Origin of the sequence: Pseudomonas sp. HN11 (genome assembly GCF_021390155.1) — a bacterium.
Lineage (GTDB): Bacteria > Pseudomonadota > Gammaproteobacteria > Pseudomonadales > Pseudomonadaceae > Aquipseudomonas.
In genome coordinates this window covers 4,036,413-4,048,613 of record NZ_CP089985.1, presented here as the reverse complement: position 1 = coordinate 4,048,613, position 12,201 = coordinate 4,036,413, and the positions used below count along the sequence as shown (strand labels likewise).

The following is a 12,201-nucleotide window of genomic DNA, read 5'->3' as shown; positions in this document are numbered from 1 at the left end:
CATCGACCGTTTCGTACCGCCAAGTCAAGAATGCATCAGTCTAATCGAGGCCCAAGGCTTTCTTTTTGGTCACTCACGCTTGCCGTGCACCTAGGCCGGGCGCGGATGTTTGTGGATGAACACAGGTGACGGTGCTGGCGTTCAAGCCTTGAAGCAGGATGAGGCACTTTTCGTCGGATCAGTCGGCGGGATGAGTGATCCCATCAATTAGCCTATGGAGCTCATTCAAAAAAAAATTTCAATTTAGATTGATCTCATCATCTATAGGGGGTTAAATTGAAGTCACTCACCGTCGCAGGTGATCTCAGTGAGCCCTTGGCAGACTCAACGATGGGTCTTGCAGCTACGGTCTTAGCGACGGTCGGCAACCAGTCGTTCAACTGCTTAACGTTGAGCATCGGGTACTCCTTACACCAATCATGAGTCGAGGAATTTGAAATGAGCAATAAAAAAATCAAACATGTCACTGACGCAAGCTTTGAGGACGACGTATTAAGGGCTAGTGGGTTGGTTTTAGTTGATTACAGCGCAGATTGGTGTGGGCCATGCAAAATGATCGCCCCGGTTCTTGACGAAATCGCTGACAGCTACGACGGCAAAGTGCTGATCGCAAAGGTCGATGTCGATGCAAACAGAGAAATTGCAGAAAAGCAGGGGATTCGTGGCGTCCCGACTCTGATGCTATTCAGAGATGGTAAAGTTGCCGACACCAAAGTGGGGGCGCTTTCAAAGTCCCAACTGTCCGCTTTTATCGATGCTAACCTGTGATATCAATCAATCTGCGGCCTCAAATGCAACGTGGGGCCGCACGACTGATAGATATTAGGACTTTTTAGATGCAGATAGGTTGCCATTGAGCTTAATTTCACCATTCTAGCTTTGATCTTTAATCTATAAGCAGGAGCGACAGTTAAACAGGAAATATTAATTCGCATACGCATTGTCTGTTGAACAGATGAATGTTGTTGGAGGATAAAATGAACAGTTGTGGTAGTGCTGACGGCAGAAAGGGAAAACCTAATATATTCAGAGGGACTCTAACTTCTATACGAGTTGTGACAGCGCTACTGGCTGTGCTGATTGCACTGCTTGCCGCTATTTTCAATGACAGTGACGCCACGCACACGTCAGAGCCGGAGTTAAGAAATATCGTCACCGAGTTCGGTAGTAACGCTAACAATCCCGCCAATGCTGCGGCTTCGAAAATTTCGTTCAATGCCATAAATCATGAAAGGGCGATGTTGAAAAGCTCGCAATTGCCGGACGCGCCTTAGACTTCGTGTTCGCTCCGCCGCTGCGTCATTAGTGGGGCTCCAACGACAGCTGTGAAAGAGGTTTGCGGTTATCACGCCAGGCTAAAATAACGATCGTTGATCGCTCACGATGATGGAAAAATTGGTGTTGAGCGGAACAAGAATCGAGTCAGCGATGGGTGCCAGTTGATGGCCAATATAGTGTTCGTAGTCCACCAATGATTGGACGTGCTCAACAGGTTGGGGGCCATTGATCGTTATCACATAGCTGATCCAGCCGCCGCTCTGGTATTTCATTGGCTGGCCATTCTTTTGACTTATCTCATCCGCCAGCTTCGCCGCAAGCACTTGAGGTGGCACATTTTTCACGTAATCGGTGAGTTTTCGTGGAATGCGTTTTTTATAAATAAGACGATGATCAAAAATGCCCTCCCTCGTCAATTTCACATAATTGCGGATGAAATCCTCGAACGGTTGGTCGTGAAATATTCGCTGATATAGGTCGTGCTGGAATTGTCGGGCCAGAGGCGTCCAATCGCTTCGAGTGCTCTCTAGTCCGCGATAGACGATCTTTTGCTCACCGTTGACATGTAGGACGAGTCCGGCGAAGCGCTTTTTGCTTCCCTGATTGGTGCCGCGAAGCGTCGGCAAAAAGAACCTTTGATAGTGCGTGTCGAACTCGATCTCCAGTTCGCTCTCGATTTGTAACGTTGTCTGAGTAAATTCCCTCCACCACTGATTGACCACATCAACAAGGTGCTCAGCGATTTCCTGGGCGCGATCATTCGATGCTGCCTCATCGAGCGAAATGAAAATCGAATCAGTATCTCCGTAAATCACCGCATAGCCCTGAGCTTCGATGATGTCGCGCGAACGCGAAATGATGTCATGTCCTCTCAGCGTCATGGCCGAGACAAGTTTTGGGTCGAAAAACCTGCAATCGGGCGATCCCAGCACACCAAAAAATGAGTTCATTAGTAGCTTGAGCGCCTCAGACAGTGGCTCATTGTTGTCGAGTTTGGCTTGATCGCTTCGCTTCCAGAGGCTGCTCGTGATGGCCGGAAGACAATGCCTCGTCCTTGAAAACTTCGTCCCGTTTATTCCAAAAATTATCTGAGTCTCGTCATTGCTGTCGTTTGCGGCGGCCATTCCGACAGGGTCTACAAGAAAGGTGCGAATAATCGATGCGTACAGACTTTTATAGTCGAGTACGATCACAGAATCGTAGAGGCCTGGCTTGGAGTCTAAGACGTGCCCTCTAGGATAAGACGCCATGGGGACGTCACCCACATTGGGTGCAACGAATCCTTCACGGTGCATGCGCGGAAGATACTGGTGTTCGAATGCCGCAATGGAGCCTCGGAAATTGTCGACTTGCAGGCCTGTCACGCTCGCTCGATCCATCATGAAGCGCAGCAGTTTTGTTTCATCAAAAATCCGGAAGACCATTAGGCTGCTCATCATGCTGTAGCGAGCGAGTTGCATCAGACGGTCGATCGTATATGCCTGAGGCTCACCTGAGCCGTGTTTATGAGGGTGTTCGGGGTGGGAAACGCCGGGGAGGAGAGCTTCAATGACATTATCCAAAGTCGCGGACATGAATGAAGCTAAAGCAGTCTTGATCGCTTCGCCGCCTGCAATAACAGCTCTGCCTGCTACGGTTGCAAAGAAACTGCCTTCTTTGCCGACATTTTCCCGCCAGTCAATAGGCGATCCGTCGCGGCCGAGCTTGAGAGGAACATTATGCCTGTCGGCGTAAATCTGTAGGACGCGTAATTCAACCTGGATCAGGTTCCAGCCTATGATCGCGTCCGGATCATTTGCGCAAAACCATCGATTGAGCTCCTTGATCATCTCAGCATGATCACCAACCTGAATCACCTCAAAATCTTCGGAAAGGTTAGGCGGGTCTACGTCGGGAGCGGCGGCGGAAGCCTGCAGAGATATCACCGTACTGTGCTCGGGGTTATATAAAGAGATGAGCTTCAATGCACCAGCTTCATCGGCCTCCATGGTCAATGAAACGACTTTAAGCGAAGGCCGATACGTATCGTTGGGGAGTACTTTGCAGTTCAGAAGAACTTTTTCGTCAGGGTGGTTAACGTATATCGACACTGACGCTGTCAGAAAGCGCTCCATGAGGTACCTTTCAGGGGGCCGGATGTCAGCCTCATACACCGGTACTCTTCGAGTCTTGAGATTTTTTTCAATTGTTGCTTGTTGACGAAAATTTTTGGAATAGATACCGAGAATCGGCCGGCCATAAAAATCCATCAGGTCAAGTCGTTTGACGGTGACGTCTTGCATCGTTGAGACGACCGCCTCGACGTCCTCCTGATAATGGGCTGGCGCAAAACTCACAGACACGATGTTGGTGCGACGCAGTAGTTTTGCGCCATGGTCGGTGGCTAGCCAAAAATCTACAACCGTGCCAGAAGGCGTATCGCGCCAATGCCTTGTCAAGATGAATCCGTCGAGAGTCTTCATAAAGTCTCCGCGTCTCAGTCAACAGCCCCATGGCCGCCCCCTGGCGCGCAGTTAAAACTGACACAGCTATGCTCATCGTCCTGAGTGCTTAGATCAGAAGCGAATCCGTTTGACGTCGGGGTGCGGCGAAATAGGTGACCATCGATGGGGTTTGAGAGACCCGATTGGGCTGCGTCAGTCTTAAAAAAACCGCCCTGCTAAAATGCAACATACAAACCAGGGCGGCCCAGAGAGCAACCAAATAGCGAGTGATTCAGGGATGCCTCGATTCCTCGCGGCGAGAGCAAAATTAGCACTCATAGATGGCCAAGGCAATCTAAATCGCGCAATTCACTTGAACTGATTAATTTGGCCTGTCGGGTTATAGCATCCCACCAAATTACGCGTAGCAGGGGAGCGGCTGTTGAGATCAACACAGCCTAAACAGGGTCGCTCTCAATGAAGTGAGTACACGCCAAATCCAATGCTGCGCGCGCTTTGTGAAGGGCAACCTGTCCGGGGCTATCGTCATAGCAAGCCGTATCTCGCATCCTCAATTCTATCTCGCCATATCCGTATTGCCTCAGCCACAGGAGGGTGCGATCGCGATCCATCTCCGGTCGGCCGGTAATTATCGCTTCAACACACTTATGCGCAGGGAGCAAACTGAATGGTTCTAGATCATCGCGTTCGAGCAACGCGCGCTCCAAATTTGCCTCATAACGTGCGGGACAGATGTCCGGCAGTAGAATCCCGTCTAGATCAATCGCGTAGGTATCGTAGTCGTGGTCATTCCCCATGGAGCCCGTCGCGCCGCCGCGAGTCTTAATCCAGTGCCGGCGGTATTCCTCCGTGAAAGACTGTCTTTCCCAGGGAAAGAGAAGAAAGTAGCCGCGTCCGTCGATGCCATAATCAGGACGGATAATGCTTTTGTCGTCAAAGCCCGCAGTGAGTATTCGAACTTTAAGGCCGCGTTGCCGAAGAAACTCGCGACAATCAGACAGCGTTTTGCCGACGCCGGAAATATCTTCGCAAAGTAAGACTTTGCTGTTCGTGTCAGGGATGGGAATTGACGAATCCCAGCTTACCTCCCGTGCCGTACGATCGTATCGTAGAAAAGCGACGGGGGCTCCGGTTGCATGAGAAGCCATCAGGGCAATCGGGCCACCGCCACGTAGGATCCCGATGATGCAGACGAACTCTTCATGAATGAGTTGTGTTTGGATCGAAGCGATCCATTGATCGATTTGTTCGTACGTCACGGATAGAACACGTTTACTCACAGAAAACACCTTCTGAAGCACGGGATCATTTATTTGGAGATTTCCGATTACCATCAAAGATATCGAGTCCAGCGATAGCACCCATGGCGGTACCTACTGGTTATTGTCAAGCGTTTACATCACTGTCGTGATATAGGTGAGGCACAAGTTTTGACGTTTTTAACATGGCTCGAATATCCAGTTGAGACTACCGCTGCGTTCGACGAATTTTTGGCGCTATTGAAGGCCTTTACTGAGTGAGAATTAATGGGCAATAACATGAATCTGCGTTTGGTTTGAGATCCTTAAATAGTCAATAAATATAACAAGACCTCGACATCGACCGACGCGTCCGATGTCGAGGCAAACTTGAGATTATTCTTTCTTCATATTGTCTTTAGACATAGCGTCGCCATCTTTACCCATCGCATCCTTGCTCATTGCGTCCTTGGCCATGCCGTCATGTTTTTGTTCGGGTTTGGACATGGCGTCTTTGCTCATGTTGTCATGCGCCATGGAATTTTGCTTGGTTGTATCATTCTTGCTCATCGCATCTTTCGACATTGTATCCGCAGCAAAAGCACCGCCAGTTGCTAGCAATAAAGAACCGGTAAACAAAGTAACGATTAGCTTTTTCATTTGAGTCTCTCTTTGCGTGGATTAAAATGTTCGTAGCGGGGGGATCAACTTCCTCCGAACCAGTTGTAGCCTTGATCTTCCCAATAGCCACCAGGGAAACGGTTAGTTATTTCGATTGAAACAACGTGTTTCGGATTTTTATAACCTAATTTTGTTGGAATACGCACCTTGATAGGATAGCCATATTCTGACGGAAGCGTACGATCATCCCACGTGAGCGCCAATAGTGTCTGTGGATGAAGAGCAGAGGCCATATCGATACTCGTGTAATAGTCATCTGCGCAGCGAAAACCTACATATTGAGCGCTGATATCGGCACCAATAAAATTCAGAAAATCGCTAAAGCGAACACCACCCCATCTGCCAATGGCGCTCCACCCTTCGACACATATATGTCGGGTGGTGTAGGCGACTTGTGCCATTGTTTGGAGCTCGGATAGATGCCAAGCTTTGCTATCTCTGACAAGCCCTCGTACTTCCAGACGATATTCATCTCCATTGATCACGGGGATCGAGTTTTCGCCGTAGAAAGCATTAAACGGAAAGGGGCGTGTTATATCCGCACTTGTATACTCCGGCGCTAAGCGGCTGCTATTGAATAGCCAGGCTTGCACTCGATCATTAAACCGAGAGATTTCGGATAACACTTTCTCGGCGTCAGCGTTGTCATCCAGGCTGCAGCCTGTAAGCATCATCATCCCTCCGAGCGTGAGGCCTTGGCGCAAGAATTGGCGGCGTCCAGCGACGTCAAATTTCGGTTTCATCAAGCGTTGCGCGTCTGCGATTAAATCTTTAGCGTCACTGTTCGAAAGCCCGGTAAATTTGTTATCTTTGGTCACTTTAGTAGCCCCTCACTATCGTCAACAACGTCTTTGGCACAAGTGCGACCATCGTCAGATGCACCACGATGAAAAAAGTGAGGAAGCTCATCGCAAAAAAATGAAGATACCTAGCTGCCTCATAACCCCCCAATGCTTCGCGCAGATAGGAAAACTGTACGGATTTCCACAAAACGAGGCCAGAGAGAACTAATACGATACCCGCAATTACAGCCGCTATATACGCAAACTTCTGTGCCATGTTGTAGTGTTTAGGATCAGCATGTTTTAGCTGCCCGCGCAACGCTGCTTTGAGATCGCTCGAAAGTGTACTCAAGCTAAGTGGCCAAAATCGACGACGTAGTCGACCCGTCGTCAGGTTCATAAGCAGATAAATTAAACCATTGACACCGAGCATCCACATCGCGGCGAAGTGCCACTGGAGCGCGCCCCCAAGCCATCCTCCTAATGTAATACCTTTGGGAAAATGGAAGTCAAAAAGAGGGGACGCATTGTAAATCCGCCAACCACTCATGATCATCAGTAGAACCGCCACAGCATTTATCCAGTGGCATAACCGTAGCCATAAAGGATGAATCGTCTTCGAGTCTTTCGACACAGCGTCCATGAGCGGATCCGGTTGTTGTTATGTATGACGTAGTATGCCAAGAGATCGACCACTAAAACATCATGGAAAGTTAAAAAAATCGCGACATTCGGGACGAACGTATCGCCGAATTATAGTCCGTGTGCGGTATTAGACTGATTTTGTTGGAGTAATACGATACCTATCACTAACAGTGATGAATTAAATAATAATTTAAGTTTGATACCTCAAAATGGGCGCTTTTTTTGCTTGAAATTAATCGTGGGGACGTTTGTATTAATTGCGAATATCATAAATACACGTTCGAGCTCTATTAACAGTCATGCCGCGTATAGATGCCATCCCAAAAGAGATGAGTGAGGAGGGTCGATGCTTCCTGTCCTGAAATGGGATCGCATTGAAAATGCGCTAGGTGCGATGAGCGCTGTCGCTATCCCTATTTAACCTATTCAGGTCAGGTGTAGGGCCAAGAACCGTTGGGCTTGCTTCAGCGACAGCAATTTCTTTAGGCAAAGGGAATCCTTTGTTCCAAGCCCGTTATAGGTTAGAAGGAAACAGAAGCGCACCTTGCCTCGGACCTAGAATGCAGCCCTGGCAGGGTGAACTACAGAGGCGGCGTTAGCTTTGATTGAGCGGTGCCGAGCACCCGCCGCGGCAAGGTGTGAGAAAACCAGTGGGCGGCTTGTCCCATCCGATTAGTGCTCCGCCGCGCGAAGTGCCGGGAGCATGTTCGCTGGTCGTCAGAACGTCGCCTCCAGATGTAATGGAGCTGGGGGCCAGCAGGCTCCAAATGTTATGGTCCCAATCCGCGCCGTTATGCAGCATAAGACCTTGGTAAGTCGGGTGCTGAACAGCCCCATGTTTGTTTCCCGGGCCGAATGAGTACGCTAACCGTTTATAAGCCACTCCGCTCGGTGATTTAGGAATGGGACTTTTGCTGTCGAGATCAGCACCATGATGTGGTGAGACCATGCCCACGGGTGGCAATGGTTTCAGTTCTTTCACGAAGTGCAGATAGTCGCAATCGCCGGTGAGCAGCCAGCTCCTTGCAGGAACACTATCAGGCTCTTCCACGGCCAGGACGATCCCGGTTCCATTGCGGTCTCTGCCGTTGCCGCGCATGAATCTGATACGCCGTTGTGACGTCAGTATCGCGTTCCCGATCTCACCTGGAGGCGGAGAGTAGATTAAAAACTCCCCTCCTTTGCTGATGACGTCGTGAGCGAATGCTATGTGTAGGGGGCCGACTGCCTGGAGGGGGGCGATCCACCTGCACCGGAGCGCGGGGTAAGCGTTGTTTACAGTGACAGCGTAGGTGCCAGCCCAGTGATCGGCATCCCAGTGGGAGAGTATGATCGAGGGCGCTTTTGTGAAGCAGAACGCCAGCGGGTAAGGTGTTGTGTGCTTATTTCTGTAAACGCCAGCGCCCAAATCGTAATAGTGCGTCGGTATTCCAGGCTCTCGGAATTGTTTAGTTGACAGCAGCGCATTGGCGTTGCCTTGACCCACGTCATATACAGCCAGCAGATCAGCCGTCGCGCTTGAAAGCTCAGCTTCCAGTTCCTGCGTGGACAAGGTCGGCAGATGTGCCAGAGAAAAGATGGCGGACAGCGCCTTATTCTTTTGCGACGATGGCATTTTTCCCTTTGCGTATACCGGGACTGAGTTAGCGAACAGTCCGGGATAGAGCTTTGCCGACATGACTCCCGATCCACGTTGATTGTTAATCTCTAGCTCGAACCACATTTGCTCAAGGTCCGCGGCTGCGTTACGCAGAGCGTGGGAATCGTTTACGGAGGGAAGGGGTGGCAGGCCGAAGAGTTTCTGCCCGTCGGGTAGTTCAAATTCCAACCGATACATCGGCATCGATTCGAATGGATTTGAGGCGCCGTACGGAGCAAGTTGTTTCCACTCACCCCAAGCCTTTGCAACATCGTAGGGCCGCTCCGCATTCAGCAGCGGATTTTGCTGTCCCTGCGTGTCCAGCCAATCGCCATCGACCAAGTCAAATGCCAGCAAGACAGATTGGGCGTCATGAATGATTTCGAGGTGATCGAAGCGGGCGTATGCGCGTGCGGGAATCCGCGTAGTTGGGCCTTCATGGTGCGGGGCATTACGGCGAAAATGAGTGTTCATTGTTATGGCCTTGTTGAACTGAGGTGACAGACCGTCATTCATCGGGCTGCATGCACTCGGTCGCCTTGGGGTATCGCGAATTTTAGGACACAACACCGGTGTCGCGATGACGAATTCCGGAGAGCGCTGGGTGCAACTGCTTTATTACAGTGTCCGCATCTCTGTTGCTGCGTGTACAGGAAAAGACAATATAGACTCGTTTGGCTTGTGCTCGAAAGTTGAGGACAGCACGGCGCTGAGGCGATCGCCCAGCAGGTTCCAGGCGCGTTTCTTCTCTTCGGCATAGTCGTGATGCAGGTAATGGCGTCTCACGCGGGAGCCAGCCAACACATGGTTTTGGCAGCGATCGATGACGTCCAAGCTGACCCCCAAGGCCTGCATCATAGTCGCGCCCGTGCGACGCAGGTCGTGTGGCGTCCAGTCACCGTTTTGGCCATCGGCAAGGACTAGAGTATTGTCGTGGCGCCGTCGAGAGAGGGCTTTGCGATTTTTGAACCGGGCCTGGCGATCGCCGACCTGTTTGCTCACCACCTTTACGTCTACATGTCCATCATCCTGCTTGTTGGGAAAGCACCACTGAGAGTCTCCCGTCAAGATCTTGAGCTCCTGAAAGAAATGCAGGGCGAAAGGTGAGAGGAAGACATGATGGTCCTGTTTTTTGCCCCGGGTGCCTTTGACGTTCTCGCTGGGGATGAACCAAGTCTGCTGGTTCAGATCGACATTTTTCCATTCGGCCTTAAGTAGTTCACCGATCCGGCACAACGTTCCTAAACAGATCCAAAGTGCAAGCTGAGACTCTACTTTGAGAGGGCGAATCCCTTCGTACTTTTTGCCGGCAGGTAATGCTGCGTAATCCGCAGTCATTTGTTGAAAACGGAGGTGTAGTTCTTGAAGTTCTCTTGAGGAAAGGATCCGAGTCCGCTCCTCCTGATAGTCACTGGGTATAAGTTTGTTGATTTCGACCAAGTCTGCTGGGTTTCCGTTAATCAGTAGCGTTCGCCATGGTTGGCGTTTTTGGGCCCACCCGAACATTTGAACGATATCCGAGAAAAGACTGATGGCTTGACGAGTAGCGCCGCGAGCCATTACTGCCCGCACTACGTTTCGCAGGTCATGTTCACTGTATGAGCTGATGACTTTAGAGCCAAGAGTGGGGTAAAGATCTTTTGTAAACTTTCTCCGTAGCTCTGCGTTACCGTCCTTGCGAGCGACCCCGTCGCGGAGCCATTCTTCCGCGAGATCCCAAAGCGTTAGCTCCTCAGATTTTTGTCGATCGGCCTCTGCGAGTTGTGCGGCCAGTTCCGCTTTTTGCCTGACCTTCGCGGCACGTTTGTTTTCATTAGGATTGATCCCTTTCGCTACAAGGTCTCGCGCTTCGTTGCGCTCCTTGCGGATTTCGGTCAGCGACTTGTTTGGCCAGGTACCGCAGGAAAAGCGAGTGTAAATACCCTCCCAGCGGAACTGGAAGTAGAAGGGGATGGCGACGCCTTTTTTGCGGAGTGAAACCCTACCCGAGAGGCTGCCCTCGTCGCGTATAACGGTACCGACATTTTGCTCAGTAAGCGCTTCTAGCTCTTTGGCGGTGAGCTTGGCCATGATCAACCTCCTAAGAAATTTACTCCCACATTTACTCCCACAGTTTCGTCAGCTAAGGGTAGGCCAGAATGGTGGTCGCTGGAAGAGTAAATTGCTGAGAGCCCACGTTTTTAAGGGCCTTAGGATTCTATAGAGGTACAGTGAAAACCATGGATGTTCATTGATTTATTGCATGGTGTGCTAGGGGTCGAGTGTTCGAATCACTCCGTCCCGACCATATTTCCGAGAGGGGATCCACTGCATCAGTAGTGGGTCCCCTTTCTCATTTCTGGCTTTGGCAGCGCTACGCAAGCATGCCTTCAACATCTGCCAGGGTGGCACGGGGAACGACACTGTCCGGAATTCGGGAGATGTCAGACAGGTTGTAAACCCTGAAGTCATCCCCCACGACTTTATCGGACATCAATTCGAAAGACGGCAATATGCGCGTGAAGTAGTGCTGATCGAGCCCGCAGGGTGAGTTGGCGGATTCAGCGCTCTCATAAAACCTGCCTGAATTCTCGTCCAGATCAACGCCCACCAGAAAGACCTGGGTAAATCCCACATGGAACGCCAACTGTATGGCCAGATAGGCCACGGTTCGAGCGTCAAAAAAGCCTTCGCTCATGTCTTTGCTGAATCCCAGCGGCCTTTCCCGACTCGGTAGCAATGGGCGATTAACGACCAGTGCGCTGTGTTTACCCAGTACAGATTCCAGCCAGGAAGGCCGCTTTGCCTTGGATAACGGGTACAGCCGTCCAGTTGGTCGAGCATGAGAAGACCGGGCGTGATCTTCCCACAGCGCAACTCTCTGGCTGATCGCCATCGCGTGTTTGAACAGATCCGGCTGCTGTTCGGAAAAACTTCTGTCCGTACAGGCGTAAAAGTACGGCTTGATGTCAGTGTCCAAAAACATCGAAATGGCGCCATTCATGGTGATCATTGGCACATGCGCAAATTTTTCGATGGGAAACGACTTCACCGAGGGCCCGGAGGCGATGATGAAGACCGCACCTGACTCGGTGTTCCGGCAGGCACCAAAATCGCTCACATCCAGCTGGTATTTGTTCGAAAGCCACGGGGCTGTGAAGGGGGCGTACAAAGCCTGTTGAGCGTTGCCAGCCTGTTCGATGGCGACGAAGGATGTTTGTTTCATCGGGCCCAACCGTGCAGTTAGAAGAAAGTGCCTACACACCCGACCTGTTGGGGGGGCGCAGAGTTCCTTCATAACGCGGTATTCATAAACCTGCCTGCAGGCCGAAGCCTATATGGGTGTGGGATATTTTCTGCCAGCAAGATGGTATGGCCATGTCCCGTTACCTCTGTTCACAGATGGGGCGTCTTCTGCGCCGTTTGGTAGCAATTTCCTACGCGCGCGTTCCACGCAACTTTCGATACTTCATCGCTAGTTCATCTGAATCAATCACTTGGCTCATAGCCAGATT

Annotated in this window: 9 protein-coding genes; 1 reads left to right on the top strand and 8 read right to left on the bottom strand. The window is 50.8% G+C overall.

Going from position 1 to position 12,201, the window contains the following annotated elements; genetic code table 11:
• Positions 1 to 438 precede the first annotated feature (438 nt).
• Entirely contained in the window at positions 439 to 768 is a 330-nt protein-coding gene (gene trxA / locus LVW35_RS18280; protein ID WP_233891435.1) for a thioredoxin TrxA, read from the top strand.
• 587 nt (positions 769 to 1,355) lie between these two features.
• On the opposite strand, the gene LVW35_RS18275 is transcribed toward trxA, so the two are convergent.
• The 8 genes from LVW35_RS18275 to LVW35_RS18240 form a co-directional block, all read right to left on the bottom strand.
• Positions 1,356 to 3,740, bottom strand: coding sequence for a DNA polymerase II (locus LVW35_RS18275; RefSeq protein WP_233891434.1), 2,385 nt, complete (start codon positions 3,738 to 3,740; stop codon positions 1,356 to 1,358).
• Between the two features lie 419 nt (positions 3,741 to 4,159).
• Entirely contained in the window at positions 4,160 to 5,002 is an 843-nt protein-coding gene (locus LVW35_RS18270; RefSeq protein WP_233891433.1) for a phosphoribosyltransferase, read from the bottom strand.
• 354 nt (positions 5,003 to 5,356) lie between these two features.
• Entirely contained in the window at positions 5,357 to 5,620 is a 264-nt protein-coding gene (locus tag LVW35_RS18265) for a pentapeptide MXKDX repeat protein (RefSeq protein WP_233891432.1), read from the bottom strand.
• A 44-nt stretch (positions 5,621 to 5,664) separates the two neighbouring features.
• Positions 5,665 to 6,384 carry a molybdopterin-dependent oxidoreductase gene (locus tag LVW35_RS18260; protein ID WP_233896513.1) on the bottom strand — a complete coding sequence of 240 codons (720 nt, stop codon included), beginning with the start codon at positions 6,382 to 6,384 and terminating at the stop codon, positions 5,665 to 5,667.
• Positions 6,385 to 6,460: 76 nt separating this feature from the next.
• Entirely contained in the window at positions 6,461 to 7,066 is a 606-nt protein-coding gene (locus tag LVW35_RS18255) for a cytochrome b/b6 domain-containing protein (RefSeq protein ID WP_233891431.1), read from the bottom strand.
• A 597-nt stretch (positions 7,067 to 7,663) separates the two neighbouring features.
• The gene (locus tag LVW35_RS18250; protein WP_233891430.1) at positions 7,664 to 9,223 is read right to left on the bottom strand and encodes a hypothetical protein; all 1,560 of its coding nucleotides are present in this window, start codon (positions 9,221 to 9,223) and stop codon (positions 7,664 to 7,666) included.
• Between the two features lie 102 nt (positions 9,224 to 9,325).
• Complete coding sequence (locus LVW35_RS18245; protein ID WP_233891429.1) at positions 9,326 to 10,777, bottom strand: tyrosine-type recombinase/integrase; 1,452 nt, start codon at positions 10,775 to 10,777, stop codon at positions 9,326 to 9,328.
• 283 nt (positions 10,778 to 11,060) lie between these two features.
• Positions 11,061 to 11,912: a lipopolysaccharide biosynthesis protein gene (locus tag LVW35_RS18240; RefSeq protein ID WP_233891428.1), complete on the bottom strand. Its 852-nt coding sequence runs from the start codon at positions 11,910 to 11,912 to the stop codon at positions 11,061 to 11,063.
• Between the last annotated feature and the right edge of the window lie 289 nt (positions 11,913 to 12,201).